Genomic DNA, 23,852 nt, shown 5'->3' with positions numbered 1-23,852 from the left:
CACGTTCTTTTCACGCTTGCCCCAAAGCATGACCAAGCGAGACCGTCATTCCGGCGCAGGCCGGAATGACGAGCAAGGGCGCGTCCGCGAGAAACGCGAACGCGCCCCTGCAACCTACTTCTTCAGCACCTCCACCACATACCGCGGCCCATCCTCTCCCTGCTCGATGATGAGCCCATGGATATCCGACTCGAAGCCGGGGAAGCGTTCGTTCTGCTCCTTGGCCGTGCGCAGGCTTTCGATGATGGGTGAATCCTTCGCGCCGAATTTCTCGCCCGGCATGATCACCGGGATGCCCGGCGGATACGGCACCAGCATGGTGGCGGCGATGCGGCCGGCGAGCTTGTCGATCTCCACGTGTTCCACTTCGCCACGCACCAGGCGGTCGTAGGCTTCCCATGGCGCGAGCACGGGCTCGGGCAGTTCCACGTACATCTCGCGCATCACCTGGGCCACCTTGTTCTTGGTGTTGAACGCATGCAGCGCGTCGCACAGGTCGCGCAGGCCGGTATCGGCGTAGGCCACGGGGTGTTCCTGCACCAGCGAGGGCAGCGCCTTGCTCAGCGGCGCGTTGGCGTCGTACAGCTCCTTGAACGCCAGCAGCTCGGTGGTGAGCGTGCTCCACTTGCCCTTGGTGACGCCCATGGAGAACAGGATGAGGAAGGAGTAGAGGTTGGTCTTCTCCACCGTGATGCCGCGCCCCCACAGGAAGCGGCTCACCACCGCGGCGGGTATGCCCTGCTTCTGCACCTTGCCGTCCATGCCCAGGCCCGGCATCACCAGGGTGACCTTGATCGGGTCGATCATCACGTAGTCGCGCGGCAGGTCGCCGAAGCCGTGCCAGGCGGCCTTGGGCGCCAGCTTCCAGTCGGCCTGCCTGGTGGTCACGGGCTGGCCGGCGCGTTCGCCTTCGTCCAGGCGTTCCGTGAGGCCGTCGGGCTGCCACACGCTGAACCACCAGTCGCCCTTCTTGATGCCGTCGCCCACGTGCAGCACGGCGCGGCGGAAGGCGATGGCTTCCTTGTGCATCTGGTCGATCAGGCTGCGGCCGGCGCGGCCCTCCATCATGCGCGAGGCCACGTCGCACGAGGCGATGATGCCGTAGTGCGGCGAGGTGGAAGTGTGCATCATGAACGCCTCGTTGAAGCGGTCCGCGTCCAGCTTGCGCGTGCGGCTGTTGCGCGCATGGATCATCGAGGCCTGCGAGAACGCCGCCAGCAGTTTGTGCGTGGACTGCGTGGCGAAGATGATCGGGTCCTGGTCGCGCGGCTTGCCCTTGGCCATCGCGTAATGGTTGTCGTACAGCTCGTGGAAGGCGGCGTAGCCGTACCACGCCTCGTCGAAGTGCAGGAAGTCCACGCCGCCGCCGATGTCCTTGGCGATCTTCTCCACGTTGTAGCAAAGGCCGTCGTAGGTGGAGTTGGTGACCACGGCGATCTTCGGCTTGAAGTCCTTGCCCTTGGCCTTGGCCGCCTTGCTGGCCAGCGGATTTGCCGCGATGGCCTTGGCCATGGACTTGGGATCGAACTGGTCCAGGCTGATCGGCCCGATGATGCCGTGCGCGTTGCGGCTGGGCGTGAAATACACCGGCACCGCGCCGGTCATCACCAGCGAGTGCAGCAGCGATTTGTGGCAGTTGCGATCGACGAACACCACGTCGCCGCGCGCCACCGTGGCGTGCCACACGATCTTGTTCGAGGTGGAGGTGCCGTTGGTGACGAAGAAGGTGTGGTCCGCGCCGAAGTTGCGCGCGGCTTCGGTTTCCGCCGCCTTCACCGGGCCGGTGTGGTCGAGCAGCGAGCCCAGTTCCGGCACCGACACGGACAGGTCACTGCGCAAGGTGTTCTCGCCGAAGAACTGGTGGAACGCGCGGCCCTCCGCCGACTTGGTGAACGCCACGCCGCCGCCATGGCCCGGCGTGTGCCACGAGTAGTTCGACTCCGCCGCGTGATGCACCAGCGCCTTGAAGAACGGCGGCATCAGGTTTTCCATGTACTCGTCGGCCGCGCGCATCACCTGCTTGGCGATGAAGGCCTTGGTGTCCTCGTAGAGGAAGATGAAGCCGTGCGTGATGCTGAGCAGCCGGGTGGGGATCTGCTCCACCGTGCGCCGCTCGCCGTACAGGAAGATCGGCAGGTTCTCGCGATAGGCCAGCTGCGTGTTGAGGAAGTCGTACAGGCGGTCGAACTGGTGCGGCCCTTCCTCCTCGCCGTCAATGGAAATGAGCACTGCCGAGGCCGCGTTGTAGGTGCGCGCGCCAGCTTCCGCGTCGCTCATGGTGAGGCCGCTCAGCACGCGATGGCCGTAGCTGCGGATTTCGTCCGCCAGCGCGCGGATGAGGATGCCGTTGATGCGCGGCGAGTCGTAGTCGGCATCGATGATGACGACGGGATAATCCAGGGCGTTGAAATACATGGGGCGACTCCATCGATCGCAGGGCGAGGGGGGAAACGGTGCTCAGGCGCGCGGCGTGCCGGGCAGCGCGGCCCGGGTGGCCTTGTCCTGCCGGCGCTGTTCGCTGAAGAACGGATAGAACACGGTGATGAACAGCATGAACAGGAAGGCGTAGGTCACCATCTGGCCGTTGGTGCCGAAGATGGCCCACAGGCAGTACACGACAGTGATGCTGGTCAGCACCCAGTAGATGCCGGTGTGCACCGTGGCATGGCTGAGCTCCACCGCGAAATAGCAGGCCACGCAGGAATAGATGTAGGGCAGCAGGGTCAGCACCACCGCGGCCTGCGTGATCACCTCGAACTGTTCCGACGCCGTGGGCGAGGCGGCCGTGATCAGCACGATCAGCGACATCAGCACGCCCACGATCAACAGGCCCTGCACGGGCGTGTCGTCCTTGTTCGCCTTGCTGAAGATTTTGGGAAACAGGCCATCGTCGCCCGCGGCCTTGGCGCTGAGCGCGGTCAGCAGGATCCAGCCACCCAGCGAGCCGCCGGCGCCCAGCGCCGCGCACAGGCTCACCACGCCGCCGCCGATGTTGCCGATGGCCACCTGTGCCGCCAGCGCGAACGGCGCGTCGGCCACCTGCAGCTGGTCGTTGGGGATCATGCCCATGATCACGGCGGAGCTGGAGATGTACACCACGGCGGCCAGCGCCACGCCCGCGATGGTGGCGATGGCGACGTTCTTCTCGGGGTTCTTCACTACCGCCGCCGACACCGAGGCGGATTCCACGCCAATGAACGCCCACAGGGTCAGCGAGGCCGCGCCGGAAATCGCCTGGAAATCGCCCTTGCCGGTGACGTTGTACGCGGCAGCGAACAGGTCGCTCTTGAAGAAGAACCAGCCGAAGATGGCGATGCCGAACAGCGGCACCAGCGCGAACGAAGTGGTGATCGACTGGATGCGCGCCACCACCTGCGCGCCGAGGATGTTGGCGAAGGTGAACAGCCAGATCAGCACCAGCACCACGATGGTGCGCACCAGGGGCTGCGACAGCGCGGGAATGAAATAGCTGAAGTAGCCCACCGCCGCGACGGGCAGTGCCACGTTGCCGATCCAGTTGGCGAACCAGTAGATGGTGTTGGTCTGGAAACCCATGTACGGGCCGAACGCATCGCGTGCATACGCATAAGGGCCGCCGGCTTTCGGCGCGAGGCGGCCCAGCTTGGCGAACACGAAGGCCAGCAGCAGCGAGCCGATGGTGGTGACCACCCAACCCCACATCGACACGCTGCCGATCTTGGCGAGGCTGCCGGGCAGCAGGAACACGCCCGAGCCCATCATGTTGCCCGCCACCAGGAAGGTGGCGGCGACGACGCCGATCTTGCGTTTTTCATCTGCCATGACGTGGCTCCCGAGTGATCAAGGGGACAAACGCGTGCCCGCCGCCACGCGAAAAGCGCGAAGCGAAGACGGCGATAAAGAGAACGTGCGAGTGGAGGGAACGGCGAATGCCGCCCCTGCCGCGCGTTGTTGCGTGCGCGTGGTGTTGGCCATGCGTCGAGCGGCTCGCAGGATCATCGGGTGACACACTCCATGTCGCGGCCGACCTCACCGTCACCCGACTGCAGGGAAGCGCCACACCACCCCTGCGCCCGAACCGCGTCGCGACCGACATCCTTCGGCCCTGCACTCGTCGGGTGACACCATGAAGCGGGATTGTCGTCATGCAAGCGGTCGACATGCCGTGAAGGATGATCGTCCGTATCGCGGCGGAAATCCCTGATGCAGGCGCTTCGCGTGCGTCCACATGTCAGTGGTTTTCACGTTTTGCAATCACCTGCCGCGTCAGCATGTGCGAGCGCAACGCGCGTAGGTACGGGGAGTGTCATGACGAGCAAGCCCAGTTCGCCTTCACGTCGCGACTTTCTGCGGCAGTCGCTGGTGGCGGTTCCGGCGGTCAGCCTGTTGGGAACGGCGGCCATCGCGCAGACGCAAAGCGGCACCGCGGCCGAGCCCGCCGCCGCCGCCGGCCCGAAGTACACGCCGCGCTACTTCACCGCGCCCGAGTGGGATTTCCTGCAGGCCGCGGTGGATCGCCTGATCCCCGCCAACGAGGACGGCCCCGGCGCCGTGGAAGCGGGCGTACCGGAATTTCTCGATCGCCAGATGGAAGCGGCCTACGGCCACGGCGGCCTGTGGTACATGCAGGGGCCGTTCGTTCCCGATGCGCCGCCGACCCTGGGGTATCAGTTGCGTTACACCCCGCGCGAGCTCTATCGCAAGGGCATCGCCGCCATCGACGACTGGTGCCGGAAGCAGCACAACCAGACGTTCGCCGCGCTGCCGGCGGACCAGCGCGATGCGATCCTGCATCAGCTGGAGAAGGGCGAGATCACGCTGGACGACGTGCCCACCGCGACCTTCTTCGCGCAGCTGCTCACCAACACCAAGGAAGGCTATTTCGCCGACCCCATGTACGGCGGCAACAAGCAGATGGCGGCGTGGAAGATGATCGGCTTTCCCGGCGCGCGCGCGGATTTCACCGACTGGATGGACCAGGCGGGCAAGGCCTATCCGTTCGGGCCGGTGTCGATCGAAGGGGCCGAGTCATGATCCGCATGAAGCCGGTCGACATCGTCATCGTCGGCTTCGGCTGGACCGGCGCCATCATGGGCATCGAGCTGGCGGACACGGGCCTGAAGATCCTGGCGCTGGAACGCGGCGCCTATCGCGACACCTCGCCGGATTTCGTCTATCCGCACAATGCCGACGAACTCGCCTATGGCGTGCGCGGCGAGCTGTTCCAGCCGCTGGCGCGCGAAACCGTCACGGTGCGTCACGCGATGAGCGACACGGCGGTGCCGTACCGCCAGTACGGCTCGTTCCTGTTCGGCAACAACGTGGGCGGCGCGGGCATCCACTGGAACGGCCAGCACTACCGGCCCTCGCCCGAAGACCTGGAAATCCGCAGCCACATCAGCAAGCGCTACGGGCAGAAGTTCATCCCCGAGGACATGCAGATCCAGGATTACGGCGTTACCTATGACGAACTGGAGCCGTACCTGGAACAGTTCGAATACCTGTGCGGCACCTCGGGCACGGCGGGCAACCTCAACGGCCAGATCCAGCCGGGCGGCAATCCGTTCGAAGGCCCGCGCAAGAAGCCGTATCCCAACCCGGCCGTGTCGGACACCTACGGCGCCAAGCTGTTCGCCGATGCCGCGCGCGCGGTAGGCTATCACCCGTTTCCGCAGCCATCGGACAACGCCTCGCGCCCGTACACCAATCCCTATGGCGCGCGGCTGGGGCCATGCAACCTGTGCGGCTATTGCGAGCGCTTCGGTTGCTTCATGTATTCCAAGGCGTCGCCGCAGACCACCATCCTGCCGGTGCTGATGCGCAAGCCGAATTTCGAGCTTCGCACGCACAGCCACGTGACGAAGATCAACCTCGATTCCAGCGGCAAGCGCGCCACCGGCGTCACTTATGTCGACGCGCAGGGACAGCAGGTGGAGCAGCCCGCGGATCTGGTGATCGTCGCCGCCTTCCAGATGCACAACGTGCGCCTGATGCTGCTCTCGGGCATCGGCACGCCTTACGACCCCAACACCGGCAAGGGCGTGATCGGCAAGAACTACGCGTACCAGATGATGAGCAGCATGGGCGTGTTCTTCGACAAGGACGTGGCGATCAATCCCTTCATCGGTGCGGGTGCGGGCGGCGTGCAGATCGTGGACGATTTCAACGCCGACCATTTCGACCACGGGCCGCACGGTTTCATCGGCGGCGCGTACATCTACGGCGGACAGACCGGCGGCCGGCCGATCCAGCAATTGATCGTGCCGCCCGGCACGCCCGCGTGGGGCGCGGCATGGAAGAAGGCCGCCAGGGACAGCTACCTGCACGCCACCACCGTGGCGACGCACGGTTCCGTGATGTCCTATCGCGACCGCTACCTGGACCTGGACCCCACCTACAACGACGCCTTCGGCCTGCCCTTGCTGCGCATCACCTTCGACTGGCACGACAACGAGTACAAGATGTCCCGGTTCGTGACGGAGCGCGCGCAGGAAATCGTCAAGCAGATGAACCCCAAGGCGACTTCGCTGACGCTGCGCAAGCCGGGGGATCACTACGACATCCGGCAGTACCAGACCACGCACACCACGGGCGGCGTGATCCAGGGACCCTCGCCCGACATCAGCGCGCTCAATCGCTTCCAGCAGAGCTGGGACGTGCCGAACGTGTTCGTCACCGGCGCGTCGGCCTTTCCGCAGAACCTGGGCTACAACCCGACGGGCCTCATCGGCGGCCTGACCTACATGTCGGTCAAGGCGATCCGCGAGACCTACCTCAAGCAACCCGGCCCATTGGTGCAGGCATGAACACCTACGGGAGACGTCGGCGGCGCAGCGGTGGCGGCTTGCTCCGCCTGATCGTGGTGCTGGTCGTGCTGGTGCTGATCGCCTGGATGGCCGCCATGCTGTTTCCGGGCGGCGGCGGCGACCCGGCCGCGAAGGCGCCGGATACCACGGCCGAGCAGATCAAGCAGGGCGAATACCTCGCGCACATCGGCGACTGCGTGGCCTGCCACACCGCGCCGGGCGGCCAGCCGTTCGCGGGCGGGCTGCCGATTGCCTCGCCCATCGGCACCATCTACAGCACCAACATCACGCCCGATCCGGACACCGGCATCGGCAAGTTCACCTACGGGCAATTCGAGCGCGCGGTGCGGCGCGGCATCGACGACGAGGGCCACACGCTGTACCCAGCCATGCCTTATCCCTCGTATGCCAAGGTGAGCGATCAGGACATCCAGGCGCTGTACGCGTACTTCATGCACGGCGTGCCGCCGGTGAAGCAGGCGAACAAGCGCGAAGGCATCGCGTGGCCGCTTTCCATGCGCTGGCCGCTCACCTACTGGCGCTGGCTGTTCGCGCCCAAGGTGACGCCGGTGGAAACCGCCGCCACCGGCGATGCCGCGCTCGCACGCGGGCAATATCTGGTGGAGGGGCTAGGCCACTGCGGCGCCTGCCACACGCCGCGTTCGTTCACGCTGCAGGAAAAGGCGCTGGGCCCGCGCGACGGCACCGCCTACCTGAGCGGCGGCGAAAGCGACAACTGGGTCGCGCCCAGCCTGCGCAGCGAACTGGCCAGCGGCCTGGGCAGCGTCAGCGAGGAAGAGATCGCCGCGCTGCTCAAGAGCGGGCGATCCGAGCGCAGCGCCGTGTTCGGTGGCATGAGCGACGTGGTCGAGCACAGCACGCAGTACCTGAACGATCCGGACGTTGCTGCCATCGCGCACTTCCTCAAGTCATTGCCGGCCGCGCGCGACGAGCAGGCGGTGACGTACAGCGACGCCACGCACACCGCACTGCACAGCGGCAACGTCAGCGCGCCGGGCGCGCAGCTCTACGTGGACAACTGCGCCACCTGCCATCGCACCGACGGCCACGGCTACGGTCAAGTGTTCCCCGCGCTGGCCGGCAACCCTGTGCTCAACGGCGACAACGCGGCCTCCGCGATCCGCCTGGTATTGCACGGCGGCACCATGCCAGCGGGCCGCGATGCACCCACGCAGTTCACCATGCCGGCCTTCCGCGAACGCCTGAACAACCAGCAGATCGCCGAGATCCTCAGCTTCGCGCGCTCCAGCTGGGGCAATCGCGGCGGCGCCGTGTCCGCGCAGGACGTGGCGCGTCTGCGCGACCTGCCGCCCGCGGGCGAGCCGCTGATGAGCGGCTACGATCCGCGACAGCGCGGATCGGACGCGCCCGGCCCGCTCGCCGAGGATCAGGCCGGCGTGCCGGTGACGAACAAGTAGCCGGCAGCGCTCAGCGCTCCGCCACCGCTTTCTCGCCGGCATCGCCGTTGGACCAGCCGCCGCCCAGCGCGCGGAACGTGGCGACGGCGGCGCGCGCGTCGTCCGCGTGCACGCGCGCGAGTTCGTCGCGCGATGCGAGCAGCTGGCGATCTTCGTCCAGCACTTCGATCAGGCTGACGGCGCCGCCCTTGTAGGCGTCCTGCGCGGCGGCGCGCGCATCTTCGTGCGCCTTCACTTCGTCCGTGAGGTCGCGATGCTGGGTTTCCAGTTCGGCCAGCGAGACGATGGCGTTCTCCACGTCTTCCGTGGCGCGCAGCATGGATTGGCGATACAGCGCCAGCGCTTCCGCGTTGGCGCCCTTGGCCTGCGCCACCTCGGCATCGACCCGGCCGAAATCGAATAGCCGCCAGTGCAGGCCAAGCACGGCCTGCGGCTGGAATGCCTGCGACGAGAACAGCGAACCGCTGTGCAGGCTGTCAAAACCGAGCAGGCCGCCCAGCGAGACTTTCGGGTAGTACTCGGCCACCGCCACGCCGATGCGTGCGTTGGATGCGGCGAGCTTGCGCTCCGCGGCGATCACGTCGGGGCGGCGGCGCAACAGCATGTCGGGGCCGCCGTCGGTGGCGATGGCGGGCACGGTGTAGTTCCGCGGGCTGTCCTTGAGTTCGGCGGCATAGGTGCCGGGCGGCACGCCCATCAACACGTCGAGGCGGTTGAGCTGCTGCGCCAGCGTGGTGCGCAGCGGCGGCAAGGTGGCCTTGGCTTGCAGCACCAGCGCCTGGGCTTGCGCCGCTTCGCGCGAGGTGGCGAGGCCGCCGGCAAGGCGCACCTTCACCAGTTCCAGCAACTGCGTCTCGGTGTCGATCTGCTGTTGCGCGAGGCGGATGCGTTCCTGCGCGCCGCGCACCTGGAAGTAGCTGTCCGCCGCTTCGGCGGCGATGGAAACGCGCACGCCATCGCGATTGGCTTCCGCCGCCTGCGCTTCGGCATCCGCCGCTTCCGCACCGCGATGCAGGCCGCCGGCAAGATCAAGCTCCCAGCTGGCGCCCACGCCGATGTTCTCCAGCGTCTGCGTGCGCTGGTAGCCCGGCGTATGGCTGGCGATCTCGCCGAGCGGACTCTTGGTGGACTGGTGCAGCTGCGTCAGCTGTCCGTCCAGGCTGCCTTGCGGTGCGAGTTGCGCACCGGCCTCGCGCGCGGCGGCGCGGGCCTGGTCCACGCGCGCCATGGCGGCGGCAAGGTCGAGGTTCTGTGCCATCACGCGACCGATGATGCGCGTCAGTTCCGGATCGCCGAAGCCCTGCCACCACGTGTCGAGTTCCGGCGCGCTCTGCGCCGCTTCGCGCGTATCCAGCATGGATTGGCTGCTGTACTGCGCGTGGGTCTTGACCTCCGGGCGCACGTAGTCGGGCCCCACGGTGCAACCGGCAAGGCCGAGCAGTGCCGCCGCCATCGCGGCCATGCGCAGGGAGGAACGGCGCGACGCGACGCGTGACGCGCCAGCGCGGAACGAAAGCGAAGTGTTCATGTGAGTTCTCGAGGAGAAGTAAGGATTCAGTGCGCGTCCGCGGAAGGGCCCGCCGGAGGCGCCACCTTGCGCATCAGCGGCACCATCACCGTGGCGACGGCGAAGCACAGGCCGATGGCGAGGAACGCGTCGGCGTACGACAAGGTCTGCGCTTCGCGATAGGCCAATTGCCACAGCTGGTGCAGCGAGCCGTCCGGATCGCCCGCGGCACCCTGCCCCAGCTCGGCCAGGTGCGTGCTGGTCTGCGCCAGCCAGCCGTTCATCGCCTCGTTGCCGGCGTTGAGATGTTCGGCCAGTCGATAGAAATGCAGGTTGGTGCGGTCGTTGAGGATGGTGGCGCACACGGCGATGCCGATGGCGCCGCCGAGGTTGCGCATGAGGTTGAACAGGCCGGACGCCAGTTTCAATCGCGCCGGCGCCAGGCCGCCGAGCGTCAATGTCACCGCGGGCGGCACCGCCAGCTGCTGCGCCATGCCGCGCAGCGCCTGCGGCAGCAGCAGTTCGCGCGCGCCCCAGTCGTGCGTGATCGGCGAGAAATCCCACATCGACACGGCAAACAGCGCGAGCCCCGCCATCATGATCCAGCGCAGGTCGTAGCGCCGCGCGAGAAAGGCGTACAGCGGAATGCTCATGATCTGGAACACGCCGGTGGAGAAGATCGCCTCGCCGATCTGCAGGGCGCTGTAGCCGCGCACGCGCCCTAGGAACAGCGGCGTGAGATAGATGGTGGAGAACAGCCCGATGCCGGTGACGAAGGAGAAGAACGAACCGAGCGCGAAGTTGCGGTCGCGCAGCGCGCGCAGGTCCACCACCGGATGTTCATAGGTCAGGCTGCGCGCCACGAAACCCACGCCCGCGATGCCCGACAGCCACGCATTGGCCAGGATCACCTGGTCGCTGAACCAGTTCCAGCGCGGGCCTTCTTCCAGCGTGTATTCCAGGCAGCCGAGGAACACCGCGAGCAGCACCATGCCCAGGTAGTCGGCGTGGCGCAGCAGCGAGAGATCGGGGCGATCGATGTTCACCAGCATCGGCACCGCCACCGTGACGAAGATGCCGGGCACGAGGTTGATGAAGAACAGCCAGTGCCACGAGGCGTTGTCGGTGATCCATCCGCCCAGCGTCGGACCCAGCGTGGGCGCCAGCGAGGCGATGGCGCCGATGGTGGCCGCCGCGATCACGCGCTGCTTGTTGTGGAAGAACACGAACGCGGTGGTGAACACCGTGGGGATCATCGAGCCGCCGAGAAAACCCTGCAGTGCACGGAACACGATCATGCTCTTGATGTCCCAGGCGGCGCCGCACAGCATGCTGGTGATGGTGAAGCCCGCGGCGGAGGCGGCGAACAGCCAGCGCGTGGACATCACGCGCGAGAGCCAGCCCGACAACGGGATCACCACGATCTCCGCGATCAGGTAACTGGTCTGCACCCACGCCGTTTCGTCCGCACCGGCAGAGAGCCCGCCGCCGATGTCGCGCAGCGAGGCGGACACGATCTGGATGTCCAGCAGGGCGATGAACATGCCCACGCACATGGTGGCGAAGGCGAACACCTTCTGCGCCATGCTCAGCGCGGCGGGATCCACCGGTTCGGAGTACGGCACGCGGCCGGCGACGGCGTTCATGGCGTGGCGGCCACGGCGCGCGTATCCACGTCGGCGACCACGGAGAGTCCCGGGCGCAGCACGCCGAGCTGGCTGTCCTTGTCGTCCAGCACCACGCGCACCGGCACGCGCTGCACGACCTTGGTGAAGTTGCCGGTGGCGTTTTCCGGCGGCAGCACGCTGAACTGCGCACCCGTGGCGGGCGCGAGGCTGGCGAGATGGCCGCGGAACACGCGGCCCGGCAGTACGTCCGCGCGGATTTCCACCGGCTGGCCCGCGCGCATGCGCGCCAGCTGGTCTTCCTTGAAGTTGGCATCCACCCACAGGCCGCGCGCCGGCACTACCGACAACAACTGCGTGCCGGCTGCCGCATAGGCGCCGGTGCGTGCGCGGCGGTTGCCCACCACGCCGTCCACCGGCGCGCGCAGTTCGGTGTAGCCCTCGTTCAAGCGGGCGATGTCGCGCTCGGCGATGGCCTGCTGCAACGCGGCGCGCGCCTGTTGTTTCTGCGACTCGATGACGTCGATCTGGCGTTGCGCGGCGACGAGCGCGGCCTGCGCCTTGTCCGTCGCGGCGCGCGCTGTCTTGTAGGTGGCGTCGGCGCGCTGCGCGCTTTCGATGGAAACGGCCGAGCGGCTGGAGAGGTCGCGATAACGCGCCTCGTCATCGCGCGAGCGTTGCGTTTCCGCATCCGCGGCGGCCACGCCGGCCTGCGCCTGACGGATCACCGCCTCCTGCAGTTTTTCGTTCGCGTCGAGGTTGGCGAGCAGGGCCTGCTGCGCGGCGACGGCGCCGTCGGCGCGCGCCACGGCCGCGCGGTAATCGCGGTCGTCGATCTTCACCAGCAGGTCGCCGGCGTGCACGAACTGGTTGTCGGTCACTGCCACCTGCGCGATATAGCCGGGCACCTTGGGCCCGACCACGGTGACGTCGCCGCCGACATAGGCGTCGTCGGTGTCTTCGATGAAGCGGCCCGTCGTCCACCAGTGCGTGCCGTAGACGATGCCGGCGATCAGCGCGATGCCGATGGCGACGCGCAGGATGTGTTTCTTGCGATGGCGTGGAACAGGTTCGACCAGCGCGGGACTGTCCGCGCGCTCGGCGGCGGTGGCGACGTTCATGGGGTGGACTCCGAGGGGATGGGATCAGGGGAAGGCAGGCGTGAATTGCGCAACGCGATGCGCGCGCGCATGCGCTCGTCGGCGGCGGGGCCGGCGCGCATCTGGTGGCGTTCGCGGGTAATGGGTTCGCCGGTGCGGCGGTCGACGAACATCGGCTCGACCAGTTGCCCGGTGTGGCGGTCGACCAGTTCGATGGCGTGGCCGTCGGGCGAGAAGTGGCGGTTGCCCCAGGCCATCAGGGCCAGCAGCACGGGGCGGAAGTCGCGCCCGCATTCCGTGAGCACGTATTCGTGCCGCACCGGACGGCTGCTGTAGCGGCGGCGCTCCAGCATGCCCTGCTCCACCAGCGTCGCCAGCCGGCGGCTGAGGATGTTGGGCGCGATGCCCAGGCTGGCCTGGAAATCGTCGAAGCGGCTCAGGCCGTAAAAGGCATCCCGCAGGATCAGCATGCTCCAGCCATCGCCCACGCGATCCAGGGCCTGGGCGATGGGGCATGCCATGTTTTCGAAGGCGGTGCGGCGCACGTTGGCGACTCGTGGTAGATTGAATGATGATGATCATATAAATCGTAACTTGCGGAATGCAAGTGACTTTTTGTGATGCCTCCGTGAAACGGAGCGTCGCGGAAGCGCCCTTGGAGCCGCGAATATCCGATTTATATGATTTAAATCATATAAATAGCCGTCGCTCCCACCCACAGGACATACCGATGAAAATCCAGGGCTCCACCGTTCTCGTCACCGGCGCCAACCGCGGCCTCGGCCTTGCCTTCGCCAAGGCGCTGCTCGCCGCGGGCGCGCGCAAGGTCTATGCCGGCGCGCGCGATCCTTCCACCGTCACCCTGGCCGGCGTCGTGCCGGTGAAGCTCGACGTGACGCGTCCGGAAGATGCCGCCGCCGCCGCGGCGCTCGCTTCCGACGTGGACATCGTCATCAACAACGCGGGCATCACCGGCGGCATCCCGCTGCTCGATGCGCGGGAAGGCCAGCACGATCTGCGCCGCATCATGGAAACCAATCTCTACGGCATCCACAACGTGAGCGTGGCGTTTGCGCCGGTGCTGAAGAAGAACGGCGGCGGCGCGCTGGTCAACATGCTTTCCGCGTTGAGCTGGATCAGCCTGCCCAGCACCAGCGCGTACTCGGTGTCCAAGGCCGCCGCGTGGGCGCTGACCAACAGCCTGCGCAACGAGCTGCGCGAACAGGGCACGCAGGTGCTGGGCATCCACGCCGGTTATATCGACACTGACATGGTCAGCCACGTCGATGCGCCCAAGGCGAGCCCGGACGACATCGCGCAGCGCACGCTGGAAGCGCTGGAGCGCGGCGATTCGGAAATTCTTGCCGACGACACCGCCAAACAGGTGAAGGCGGGCTTCAACGCACCGCGCGCGGCCTACCTCGGCGCGGCCTGATCCAGGGCATCGCGGACGGGGCCGCCGCCCCGTCCGCGATGGACGGCCGGACGTCCAGCCATTCGCCGCCGAATGGCTGGAAAACCGCCGTTCGCTGCATTGCACTACTGGACGAAACAGCCCGGTGGAGTCACCCTTACTGTCTCCCCAAGTGCAGGACCGTCCATGAGAACACCAGCCCGTGCCGCCCCGACCTTGCTTGCTGACCTCGGCGGCACCAATGTGCGATTCGCACTGGCTGACACGGGCCGGTCCAACCCGCTGATGGACGACAGCGTGCGGCGCTACCGCGTCAAGGACCACGCCTCGCTGGCCGAAGCCATCCGCCAGTATTTCACCGACACGGGGTTCACCGCCTCGCGCGCCGTCATCGCTGCCGCCGGCCGCGTGAGCGAGGGCGAGACGGTGAAGGTCACCAACAACCCGTGGCAGGTCGCGGCGCATGCGCTGCAGGCCGAGCTGGGCATGGAGGCGGTGCATCTGGTGAACGATTTCGCGGCGCAGGCCATGGCCGTGCCGCTGCATACGCCCGACCAGCTCACCTCAGTGGGCCCGCAGGCGATGCCCTCGCCGGGCGCGCGCGACACGCAGACCTTCGTGGTGGTGGGCCCGGGCACGGGCCTGGGCGTGGCCGGCCTGATGCGTCGCGAAGGCCGCTGGATCGTGCTGGAAACCGAAGGCGGCCACGCCGGCTTCGCGGCCCACACGGCGGAGGACGTGGAAATCCTGCATCGCCTCAACGCGCGCTTCGGCCGCGTCTCCAGCGAACGCATGATCTGCGGCAACGGCCTGGTGAACCTGTACCTCGCGCTGGCCGACATCGCCGGCCAGCCACCGGAGGAATACACGCCCGAAGACATCACCGCCCGCGCCGAAGCCGGCACGGACGCGCTGTGCGTGCGCACGGTGGAAACGCTGGCCGGCATCTTCGGCAGCGTCGCCGGCGACCTGGTGCTGAGCCTGGGCGGCTGGGACGGCGTGTTCCTGACCGGCGGCATGCTGCCGATCCTGCTGCCGTGGCTGCAGCACGGCGGCTTCCGCGAACGCTTCGAAGCGAAGGGCCGTTTCCGCGAAACGCTGGAGCAGGTGCCGACCGTGGCGATGATGCATCCGGATCCGGGCCTGCTCGGCGCCGCCGCGCTCGCCGTGCTCGACGCCGGCAAGCCACTGCTGCCGAACGGCTGACGTTTCCGCCAGCCGTTGGCCACCGGCTCAGCGGTACTGGCGCGTCACCACCAGCTTGCGGCCGCCGCCCGGCCGCTCCACGAAGTAATCGAGCATGGCAACGCCGCTGTAGTCGCTCGCCATGCTCGTCTGTTCCACGTACACCGCGCGTGCCGCGCCCGCCACGGTGCACACGCCCATGCCTCCGCGCGAACCGATCAACGGCGTGCCCGACGGGCAGGCGTCGTTGACCACGGCACCCGTGAACACGATGCGTGCATAGCCCCCGCTCGCCACCGCCGCGGGTGCGGCCATCAAGCTTGCCGCGCCCATCACCCCCAACAGACTGATGCGTTTCATGCTGTCCCCCCGGACTTGAGTGGTCGGTATGTCGCGCATGCGCGCCGCCGGGGGCATGTGTTCGTCGGTGAGTGGACGGGCGCACGAGATGCGCTCGCCCGGTCGCCACTTCCGCTCCTCGCCCCCCGGCAGGATGCATCCGTTCGACGCCATCTACGTTAGGCATCGCCTGCGGCGCTTTCTGTCATCCCGCGGGCAGCCCTACATGACAGCGTGCGTTGCATCACGCTTCGCGGGTAAGCACTGCCCGCAGTGCTACGCTGTAGTGCCCTCCCCCGATCAAGCGAATCCGCCATGCCACGCGCCGATACCGCCTTCCTGTTCGATCTCGACGGCACCCTCGTCGACAGCGTCTACCAGCACGTGCTGGCGTGGAAGGAAGCGCTCGATCGCGAAGGCGTGGAACTGTCGGTGTGGCGCATCCACCGCAAGATCGGCATGAGCGGCGGCCTGTTCACCAACATCCTGCTGCGCGAAACCGGGCTGGAGATCACCGAGGAACGCTTGGCGCGCCTGCGCGCGTGGCACGCGGAGGCGTACAACCGACAGGCCACGCAGGGTTCGGTGCGTCCCCTGCCGGGCGCGCGCGAGCTGCTGGCCTTCCTCACCGATGCCGACATTCCGTGGGCCATCGCCACCAGCGGGCGCATGCAGACGGCTGCGCACAACCTCGAAGCGCTCGGCGTCGATCCGTCCAAGGTGCCGGTGGTGACGCGCGACCAGGTGCGCCATGCGAAGCCCGATCCGGATCTTTTCATCACCGCCGCGCAGCGGCTGGGCGTGGACATCCACTACAGCCTCGTCATCGGCGACAGCATCTGGGACATGCTCGCCGCGCAGCACGCGCGTGCGCTCGGCGTGGGCCTGCTCTCCGGCGGCTATGGCCAGGAGGAACTCGAGGATGCCGGCGCCTTCCGCGTCTACGAAGACCCGGCCGACCTGCTCAAGCACATCGACGAAGTGGTGGCGCGAAGCTGAAAAGCAGGAGTGAGTGAAGAGAAGTGAGGAGTGAGAGTCGCCAGCATCGCTTCTCTCTCACTTCTCACTCCTCTTGACTCACTCCTCGCTCTCGCCGTCAGGCGCGATTCATCGCCGCATGGACGGCAGCGGTTAGTCTCAAAGACCGATCAGGAACACAGGAGGCCGCCATGCGCCGCTTTCTCGCCATGCTTCCTCTCGCGCTGCTCGCCGCGTGCTCGCCCGCCTCGCCGCCGCCCGACCAGAAGCCGCCGCAACCCAAGGCCGCCGCGCAGAACACGCCGGACAACGCCGAGCTCGGCTCGCCGCAATGGTATGCGTGGGTGGACGAGCGCCTGCACATCAGCGACGACGGCCACGGGCCGGACCGCGGCTCGCCGGAGTGGAGCAGCGCCGTGCAGCACAAGCTGGGGCAGGAAGCACCGCAGTCGCAGCCCGGCTCGCCACAGTGGCAGCAGGCGGTGGATGCGCTGTTGCGGACGAGGCCGGCGATGTAGCTCTCGCGTTGGCCCATGGCCCACTGCACGCGTGTGTCGTACATGCGTGGCGCGCTGGTGTCAGCTGCGATCCGCGGTCACGGCCACATTCGCGCTACGCGGCTGCAAGACACGGGCATGAAAATCGAGCTTCCGCGAGCACGCCGAAGCGGCGGCAAGCGGACAACAAAAAACCCGCCTCGCGGCGGGTTTTTCGAGGAAGCAAGCTAAACCCGAGGGGCTTACTTGATCTTGCCTTCCTTGTAGATCACGTGCTTGCGAACCACCGGATCGTACTTCTTGAACTCGAACTTTTCCGGGGTGTTCTTCTTGTTCTTCTGCGTGGTGTAGAAGTGGCCGGTGCCGGCCGAAGAGATCAGGCGGATCTTGTCTTGCTTGCTGTTAGCCATGGCTCAATCCTCAGATCTTTTCGCCGCGGGCACGCAGGTCGGCGAGCACGGCTTCGATGCCGTTCTTGTCGATCGTGCGCAGGGCGTGGTTGGAAACGCGCAGCTTCACCCAGCGGTTCTCGCTCGGGACCCAGAAGCGGCGCTCATGCAGGTTGGGCAACCAGCGGCGACGGGTTTTGTTGTTAGCGTGCGAGACGTTGTTACCAGTCCGCACACCCTTTCCGGTGACTTGGCAAATACGGGCCATGATGACCTCCTGTGCAGGCGCCCTGGGGCGCGTTTGCCACCCGTTGGCCAGGGCGGCATCGGCCCAGCGGCGCAAGCGCCACGCGATGCTGGAGATGGAGCTTTTCGCGTCTGCCGTGAGGCCCGCATCGCGTCGCGGACGTGCCCGGAAGCCCGGGTCGGCATGGTCGAGCCGGCTATTCTCCCAGAAAAACAGGGCGGTGCGCAATATTTGCCCAGTTTGAGAACCCGGGCGCATGGCGGGGCGCGGGGATGTATGGAACAATCAAGACCTTTGCGTTTTCACGCACCGAACACTTTACGAGGATTTCCCCATGGCAGACGTCTCCGCCAACGGCCAGGCCGGCCAGCCGCAGCTGGTGCTGCAGAAGATCTACATCAAGGACGTGTCCTACGAGGCGCCCAACGCCCCGCAGATCTTCCAGGACGTGGGTGAAACCGACCAGCAGCCGCAGGTGCAGCTGAACCTGGGCCAGAAGTCCACCGACATGGGCAACGACCTGTTCGAAGTGGTGCTGAGCCTGACCCTGACCTGCTCGCTGGGCGAGCGCACCGCCTACCTGGCCGAAGTGCACCAGGCCGGCGTGTTCGGCATCGCCGGTTTCTCGGAAGAGGACCAGGCCGGCATCCTGAACAGCTACTGCCCGAACCTGCTGTTCCCGTACGCTCGCCAGATGCTGTCCTCGCTGGTGCTGGAAGGCGGCTTCCCGCCGTTCCTGCTGCAGCCGATCAACTTCGACGCGCTGTATGCCGAGCAGCAGCGCCGCATCCTCGGCGGCAGCGCCGCGCCGACGCTCAATAGCTGAACCCAGGGGTCTCAAGCTCATGGTTGAGCGTCCGACCCTGGCCGTGCTCGGTGCCGGTTCCTGGGGCACCGCCCTGGCGGCCCTGGCCGCCCGCAACCAGGTGCCGACCCGGCTCTGGGGGCGCGATGCGGCCGCGCTGAAGGCGATGGAGCAAACCCGTCGCAACCAGCGCTACCTGCCCGATATCGAGCTGCCGGCCGAACTGGTCTACGAGCCCGACCTGGCCGCCGCCCTGCGCGGCGCCCAGCTGGTGCTGATCGTGGTGCCGAGCCACGCGTTCGCCTCCATTCTGGAGGAGATCCAGCCCTACCTCGCTCCCGACGCCCGCATCGCCTGGGCCACCAAGGGGTTCGAGCCGGGCACGGGCCGTTTCCTGCACGAACTGGTGGCCGAGCGCTTCCCAGGCCGCGCGGCGGCCGTGGTCACCGGCCCCTCGTTCGCCAAGGAAGTGGCCTCGGGCATGCCCAGCGCCGTCACCGTCCATTCCGACGACGACGCCTTCGCGCACGACCTGGCCCTGGTGCTGCACGCGCCGAACTTCCGCGCCTATTCCGGCAGCGACGTGCTGGGCGCGGAGCTGGGCGGCGCCATGAAGAACGTGCTGGCGGTCGCCACCGGCGTGGCCGATGGCATGAACCTGGGCCTGAACGCGCGTGCCGGCCTGATCACCCGCGGCATGAACGAAATGCTTCGCCTCGGCGTGGCGCTGGGTGCGCGTCCGGAAACGCTGATGGGCCTCGCCGGCCTGGGCGATCTGGTGCTCACCTGCACCGGTGACCTGTCGCGCAACCGTCGTCTTGGCCTGGCGCTGGGCAAGGGCAAGGCCATCGACGAGGCCGTGCGCGAGATCGGCCAGGTGGTGGAAAGCGTGCTCACCGCCGATGAAGTGGCGCGACTGGCCACCAAGCACGGCCTGGACCTGCCCATCAGCAGCGGCGTGCGCGCCGTGCTGCACGGCGAGGTCACGCCGGCCGAAGGCCTCAAGCGGCTGATGAGCCGCGAGCAGAAGCCCGAGTATCCCAAGGGCCTGTTCACGCCCGCGGCGTAACGCTACGGGCGGCGCATCGGCCGTTCACATTCAGCGCCTCATGCAGAACGATCCGCTCCGGTTTGAAAAAACCGGAGCTGAGACGCGCACACACGCAAGAGCCTTGCTAAGCTGAATCTTTTGGTCGCCCTAGCGGACCGAATCGGACCGAATGCGCATGCAGTCACCGGACGATAAACGCCACGACCGCCCGGCCCCGTCGCACGACGAGGGTGTCAGCGAGCCGCTGCCCGGCGTCTGGCGCAAACTGCTGGCGGCATCGGCGCCGACGGTCGCGCCGGAACCCCTGGTGCTCGGCTTCTTTCTCGACGTGGTGCCCGAGGAAGGCCAGCCTTATGCGCACGTGGATGTCGCCCCTGTGCTGCTGGCGGTGGCCGAGCAGGGCCGCTTCGTGCGCCCCGCGCCGCTGGACAGCAAGCACCTGTCGCAACAGCCGTTGCAGCCGCACGAGCAACGACTGGCCGCCACCGTGCTCGGCCTGCCGCAGACCTTGCGCAAGAGCCGCAGCTACGCGCGCCTCAGCGGCCATGTCGGCGATGCGCTGCTGGCGGAGATCCTCGACACCACGCCGTGTTTTCTCGGCGGCCTGGCCGGACTGCGCCTGTCGCGCGGCAAGGGCCACCAGCTCAACTGGCAATGGCACCTGGAAAACGACGGCAGCCAGCGCCTGCTGCCCTGCCTGCCGACCAACCATCGCGTGCTGCGCATCGACGCGCTCTGGTATCTGGATGCCGAACGCGCCGAGCTCGGCCACCTGGACGCGCCACTGGAAGAAACCGCGTGGCTGGACCTGCCGCCGCTGAAACATGAGTACAGCCAGACCCTGCGCGATGCCTTGCCGCGCAGCCGACTGTCGCACCGCCTGCCGTTGCCGCAGGTGCTGGGCGAAATGCGCCGCGCCGAACTCGCGCCCAAGCCGGTGCTCACCCTGCACGCGCTCACGCGCCACGCGCGCCTCGCCGCCGGCACGCCGCCGCTGGCCTATGCGCGACTCGCCTTCGACTACGCGGGCGAGCGCCTGCCTGGCCGCGGCGGCGAGCCGCTGGTGCGGCGCGTGCGCAACGGCCATCTGGTGGAGATCACCCGCCGCCGCGCGGAGGAACTCTCCGCGATGGAACAGCTCGAACGCGCCGGCCTCACGCCCGGTGTGGATACCGAAGGCCTGCCCTGGGATCTCGCCGACACCTTGCCCGATGACGCCTGGCTATTCCCCGGCAAGGGTTACGCCGGCGCGCTGGAAGTGAACACGCCCGCGCGCTGGTTGGCGCTGCGGCCCAAGCTGGAAGCGGAAGGCTTCCTGCTCGACTACGCGCCCAGCTTCCCCTTCGAAGTGCTCGAAGGTCCGGTGCGCTGGTACGGCAACGCGGTGGAAGACACCGACGACCACGCCTTCGACCTGGAAATCGGCATCGAACTGGAAGGCAAGCGCCACAACCTGCTGCCCGCCGTGGCGCAGGCGCTGGCCGACCATCAGTTGAACCTGAGCCCGGTGCCGAACGAGCCGGAAGACGCCGTGTGGTACGCGCCCGTCGACGAACGGCGCCGCGTGCCCGTGCGCCTGAAGGAACTGCGCGGCCTGCTCGCGCCGCTGGCGGAATACCTGGAACGTCCGCGCAAGAAGCTCCACCTGCCGCGCGTGCAGGCCGGCCGCCTGGAAGAACTCGCCGAGGCGCTGCCCACCGGCGGCGAACTGGAAGCACCCGATGCGCTGCGCGGCTTCACCGCGCGCCTGCGCGACGCGGCCGAGCGCGCCAGCGACGCGGTGCCCGATGGCCTCACGGTGGAACTGCGCCCCTATCAGCGCGAAGGCCTGCGCTGGCTCAACGCGCTGGCCGAAGCCGGCGTCGGCGGCGTGCTCGCCGACGACATGGGCCTGGGCAAGACGCTGCAGCTCATCACGCATCTGCTGGCGCTGAAGGAGCGCGGCGCGCTGACCGAGCCCGCGCTCGTGGTCGTGCCGACCAGCCTCATTCCGAACTGGATGGCCGAAGTCGCGCGCTTCGCACCCGCGCTGCGCGTGCTCGCCCTGCACGGCCCGCAACGCAGCGGCGACTTCTCGCAACTGGGCACGCACGACGTGGTGCTCACCAGTTACGCGCTGTTGCCGCGCGACGTGGTGCAGCTGCGCAAGCAACCGTTCTCGCTGATCGTGCTGGATGAAGCGCAGCAGGTGAAAAACCCGCGCACCCAGGCGCGCCGCGCCGTGCTCAGCCTGCGCGCGCCGCGCTGCATCTGCCTCACCGGCACGCCGCTGGAAAATCACCTGGGCGAACTGTGGTCGCAGGTTGACCTGGCCGTGCCCGGCCTGCTCGGCGACGAGGGCGCGTTCCGCCGCCACTACCGCGTGCCGATCGAGCGCCATCGCGACACCGACTGCCAGGATCGCCTCAACCGCCGCCTCGCACCCTTCATCCTGCGCCGCACGAAGTCGCAGGTGGCGAACGAGTTGCCGCCGAAGACGGAAATCACCCGCCGCGTGGTGCTGGAAGGCCGCCAGCGCGAACTCTACGAAAGCCTGCGCCTGTCGCTGGCGGAGGAACTGCGCGAGGTCATCGCCCAGCGCGGCATCGCGCACAGCGGCATCGTGGTGCTCGACGCGCTGCTCAAGCTGCGCCAGGTGTGCTGCGATCCGCGCCTGGTGAAGCTGGAAGCGGCACGCGGCGTGCGCGATTCGGCCAAGTTCGAACTGCTGATGGACATGCTGCCTGCCCTGCTCGCCGAAGGCCGCAAGGTGCTGCTGTTCTCGCAGTTCACCGAAATGCTCAAGCTGATCGCGCACGAACTCGATCGCCAGCGCATTCCCTACGTCACCCTCACCGGCGAAACGCGCGACCGCGCCGAACCCGTGCGCCAGTTCCAGGAAGGCGAAGTGCCGCTGTTCCTGCTCTCGCTGAAAGCCGGCGGCGTGGGCTTGAACCTCACCGCGGCCGACACCGTGATCCACTACGACCCGTGGTGGAACCCTGCGGCGGAGGCCCAGGCGTCCGACCGTGCGCACCGCATCGGCCAGGACAAGCCGGTGTTCGTGTTCCGCCTGATCACCGGCGGCACGGTGGAGGAACGCATCGAGGAGCTGAAGGCGCGCAAGGCGGAACTGGCCGAGGCGGTGCTCGAGGGCGGCGGCACGCGCGAGAAGCTGAGTTTCGACCAAGCCGACCTGGATGCGCTGCTGGCGCCGGGCTGATCGTCGCGCTTGATCCCTTTTCGCTTATTCGCCCACAAAAAAAGCCCGCCTTTCGGCGGGCTTTTCACGTAACGCTTAGCCGGCGATCAAGCCGCGCTGGCCACCGAATAGCTCTTCAGGCGACCGGCAAACTCCTGCAGCGCGCGAATACCGCTCTGCTCCGCCTCGGCAATCCACTGCTGCAGGCCCTTGAGCGCCTGATCCGCGCCACGCTGCTCCATCAGGGCGGCGAGGCGGTTACGGAAATCGCACACGGTGCTCAGGGTCGGACGCTTGGCCAGTACCGCCTGCATGCGGTCGCGGCCTTCGTTGTCCAGCCAGCGGCCACCGTCGGCCAGCGCGCGGCGCATGCGGCGCGGCACCGACTTGATGCTCTCGCCGGCGTGCTGCGCTTCGTCGCGCAGGGTCGGCATGATCACGTTGCGGTAGTAGTCGGTCATCGCGGCGAAACGATGCGTGAGAACGCCCTTGAGCGTCTCGGCGTCCGGCAGGTGCACGTTCGGGCGAACATCCAGCGTCGGCGCGACGCGCAGCACCTTGGCCAGGCCCACCTTCTGCAGGCCGCAGATCACGAACCAGCCGATGTCGAACTCCCACTTGCGCAGGGCGAACTTGGCCGAGCTCGGAAAGGCGTGGTGGTTGTTGTGCAGCTCTTCGCCGCCGATCCAGAAGCCCCACGGAATGAGGTTGGTCGCGGTGTCGGCGCTTTCGAAGTTGCGGTAGCCCCACCAATGGCCGATGCCGTTGACGAAGCCGGCGGCCCAGAACGGAATCCAGATCATCTGCACGGCCCACAGCGCGGCGCCGATGACGCCGAACAGGGCAAGGTCGATGATCAGCATCAGCGCAGGACCCCAGTACGGATGGCCGGCGTAGAGCTTGCGCTCGATCCAGTCGTCGGGCGTGCCGCGGCCGTACTTCTCCAGGTCTTCCTTCACTTCGCTGGCATCGCGGTACAGCGACACGCCGTCCCAGAAGACCTTCTTGATGCCATAGATCTGCGGGCTGTGCGGATCTTCCTCGGTCTCCACCTTGGCGTGGTGCTTGCGGTGCACCGCCACCCACTCCTTGGTGACCATGCCCGTGGTGAGCCAGCCCCAGAAGCGGAAGAAGTGCGAGATGGACCAGTGCAGGTCCACGCCGCGATGGGTCTGGCAGCGGTGCAGATACAGCGTCACCGTGAAGATGGTGAGCTGCGTCATGACCAGCATGTAGATCACGATGGTTCCCCAGCTGGCGTGCGTCAGGCCGTTGGAGAGGAAGTTGAGTACTGCGTCGAGCATGGGAAA

General features: G+C 67.3%; 20 protein-coding genes. 10 read left to right on the top strand and 10 right to left on the bottom strand.

The features are described 5' to 3' along the window. Nucleotides 1-114: 114 nt before the first annotated feature. Both BDW41_RS20595 and adiC read right to left on the bottom strand, forming a co-directional pair. Nucleotides 115-2,415, bottom strand: a complete 2,301-nt coding sequence (locus tag BDW41_RS20595; protein ID WP_074551912.1) for an Orn/Lys/Arg decarboxylase N-terminal domain-containing protein — start codon at nucleotides 2,413-2,415, stop codon at nucleotides 115-117. A 42-nt stretch (nucleotides 2,416-2,457) separates the two neighbouring features. Continuing rightward, nucleotides 2,458-3,801 (bottom strand): arginine/agmatine antiporter, encoded by a 1,344-nt coding sequence (gene adiC, locus BDW41_RS20590; RefSeq protein ID WP_074551913.1) that lies wholly within the window; start codon nucleotides 3,799-3,801, stop codon nucleotides 2,458-2,460. 486 nt (nucleotides 3,802-4,287) lie between these two features. Between adiC and BDW41_RS20585 the strand changes: the two genes are divergently transcribed. The 3 genes from BDW41_RS20585 to BDW41_RS20575 are packed head-to-tail and all read left to right on the top strand — an operon-like array spanning nucleotide 4,288 to nucleotide 8,224. After that, a complete protein-coding gene (locus BDW41_RS20585) occupies nucleotides 4,288-5,013 on the top strand; it encodes a gluconate 2-dehydrogenase subunit 3 family protein (protein ID WP_074551914.1) in 726 nt (241 codons plus the stop codon). Then, nucleotides 5,010-6,785: a GMC family oxidoreductase gene (locus BDW41_RS20580; RefSeq protein WP_074551915.1), complete on the top strand. Its 1,776-nt coding sequence runs from the start codon at nucleotides 5,010-5,012 to the stop codon at nucleotides 6,783-6,785. The genes BDW41_RS20585 and BDW41_RS20580 overlap by 4 nt, the downstream gene beginning before the upstream one ends. After that, the gene (locus tag BDW41_RS20575; protein ID WP_074551916.1) at nucleotides 6,782-8,224 is read left to right on the top strand and encodes a cytochrome c; all 1,443 of its coding nucleotides are present in this window, start codon (nucleotides 6,782-6,784) and stop codon (nucleotides 8,222-8,224) included. The genes BDW41_RS20580 and BDW41_RS20575 overlap by 4 nt, the downstream gene beginning before the upstream one ends. A 10-nt stretch (nucleotides 8,225-8,234) precedes the next feature. Here BDW41_RS20575 and BDW41_RS20570 read toward each other — a convergent pair whose 3' ends face one another. From BDW41_RS20570 to BDW41_RS20555, 4 genes are read right to left on the bottom strand one after another with little or no spacing between them, the layout of a single operon-like run. Beyond that, nucleotides 8,235-9,752: an efflux transporter outer membrane subunit gene (locus BDW41_RS20570; RefSeq protein ID WP_074551917.1), complete on the bottom strand. Its 1,518-nt coding sequence runs from the start codon at nucleotides 9,750-9,752 to the stop codon at nucleotides 8,235-8,237. Between the two features lie 26 nt (nucleotides 9,753-9,778). Next, nucleotides 9,779-11,377 (bottom strand): DHA2 family efflux MFS transporter permease subunit, encoded by a 1,599-nt coding sequence (locus BDW41_RS20565; RefSeq protein WP_074551918.1) that lies wholly within the window; start codon nucleotides 11,375-11,377, stop codon nucleotides 9,779-9,781. Further along, on the bottom strand, nucleotides 11,374-12,477 hold the full coding sequence (locus tag BDW41_RS20560) for an HlyD family secretion protein (protein ID WP_074551919.1): 1,104 nt from the start codon (nucleotides 12,475-12,477) through the stop codon (nucleotides 11,374-11,376). The genes BDW41_RS20565 and BDW41_RS20560 overlap by 4 nt, the downstream gene beginning before the upstream one ends. Beyond that, nucleotides 12,474-13,001 carry a helix-turn-helix domain-containing protein gene (locus BDW41_RS20555; protein WP_074551920.1) on the bottom strand — a complete coding sequence of 176 codons (528 nt, stop codon included), beginning with the start codon at nucleotides 12,999-13,001 and terminating at the stop codon, nucleotides 12,474-12,476. The genes BDW41_RS20560 and BDW41_RS20555 overlap by 4 nt, the downstream gene beginning before the upstream one ends. Nucleotides 13,002-13,186: 185 nt before the next feature. Between BDW41_RS20555 and BDW41_RS20550 the strand changes: the two genes are divergently transcribed. After that, a complete protein-coding gene (locus BDW41_RS20550; RefSeq protein WP_074551921.1) occupies nucleotides 13,187-13,891 on the top strand; it encodes an SDR family oxidoreductase in 705 nt (234 codons plus the stop codon). Between the two features lie 165 nt (nucleotides 13,892-14,056). Further along, nucleotides 14,057-15,076, top strand: coding sequence for a glucokinase (glk, locus tag BDW41_RS20545; protein WP_074551922.1), 1,020 nt, complete (start codon nucleotides 14,057-14,059; stop codon nucleotides 15,074-15,076). A 27-nt stretch (nucleotides 15,077-15,103) separates the two neighbouring features. On the opposite strand, the gene BDW41_RS20540 is transcribed toward glk, so the two are convergent. After that, entirely contained in the window at nucleotides 15,104-15,415 is a 312-nt protein-coding gene (locus BDW41_RS20540; RefSeq protein WP_146217396.1) for a hypothetical protein, read from the bottom strand. 294 nt (nucleotides 15,416-15,709) lie between these two features. Between BDW41_RS20540 and BDW41_RS20535 the strand changes: the two genes are divergently transcribed. Next, nucleotides 15,710-16,393, top strand: a complete 684-nt coding sequence (locus BDW41_RS20535) for an HAD family hydrolase (protein ID WP_074551924.1) — start codon at nucleotides 15,710-15,712, stop codon at nucleotides 16,391-16,393. A 170-nt stretch (nucleotides 16,394-16,563) separates the two neighbouring features. After that, nucleotides 16,564-16,890: a hypothetical protein gene (locus tag BDW41_RS20530; RefSeq protein WP_074551925.1), complete on the top strand. Its 327-nt coding sequence runs from the start codon at nucleotides 16,564-16,566 to the stop codon at nucleotides 16,888-16,890. A gap of 221 nt (nucleotides 16,891-17,111) precedes the next feature. Here BDW41_RS20530 and rpmG read toward each other — a convergent pair whose 3' ends face one another. Further along, complete coding sequence (gene rpmG / locus BDW41_RS20525; protein WP_008211962.1) at nucleotides 17,112-17,279, bottom strand: 50S ribosomal protein L33; 168 nt, start codon at nucleotides 17,277-17,279, stop codon at nucleotides 17,112-17,114. A 10-nt stretch (nucleotides 17,280-17,289) separates the two neighbouring features. After that, entirely contained in the window at nucleotides 17,290-17,526 is a 237-nt protein-coding gene (gene rpmB, locus BDW41_RS20520) for a 50S ribosomal protein L28 (protein WP_026033649.1), read from the bottom strand. Between the two features lie 313 nt (nucleotides 17,527-17,839). Here rpmB and secB point away from each other — a divergent pair, with 313 nt between their 5' ends. The 3 genes from secB (at nucleotide 17,840) to BDW41_RS20505 (ending at nucleotide 22,563) form a co-directional block, all read left to right on the top strand. Then, nucleotides 17,840-18,331, top strand: coding sequence for a protein-export chaperone SecB (secB, locus tag BDW41_RS20515; protein ID WP_019463605.1), 492 nt, complete (start codon nucleotides 17,840-17,842; stop codon nucleotides 18,329-18,331). A gap of 19 nt (nucleotides 18,332-18,350) precedes the next feature. Beyond that, complete coding sequence (locus BDW41_RS20510) at nucleotides 18,351-19,379, top strand: NAD(P)H-dependent glycerol-3-phosphate dehydrogenase (protein WP_074551926.1); 1,029 nt, start codon at nucleotides 18,351-18,353, stop codon at nucleotides 19,377-19,379. A 157-nt stretch (nucleotides 19,380-19,536) separates the two neighbouring features. Then, nucleotides 19,537-22,563 carry a DEAD/DEAH box helicase gene (locus BDW41_RS20505; RefSeq protein ID WP_074551971.1) on the top strand — a complete coding sequence of 1,009 codons (3,027 nt, stop codon included), beginning with the start codon at nucleotides 19,537-19,539 and terminating at the stop codon, nucleotides 22,561-22,563. Nucleotides 22,564-22,649: 86 nt separating this feature from the next. On the opposite strand, the gene BDW41_RS20500 is transcribed toward BDW41_RS20505, so the two are convergent. After that, nucleotides 22,650-23,846: a fatty acid desaturase gene (locus BDW41_RS20500; RefSeq protein ID WP_074551927.1), complete on the bottom strand. Its 1,197-nt coding sequence runs from the start codon at nucleotides 23,844-23,846 to the stop codon at nucleotides 22,650-22,652. Between the last annotated feature and the right edge of the window lie 6 nt (nucleotides 23,847-23,852).

It is taken from the genome of Dyella sp. AtDHG13 (genome assembly GCF_003201105.1).
Taxonomy (GTDB): Bacteria; Pseudomonadota; Gammaproteobacteria; order Xanthomonadales; family Rhodanobacteraceae; genus Dyella; species Dyella jiangningensis_B.
This window is presented reverse-complemented; position numbering and strand designations above follow the sequence as displayed.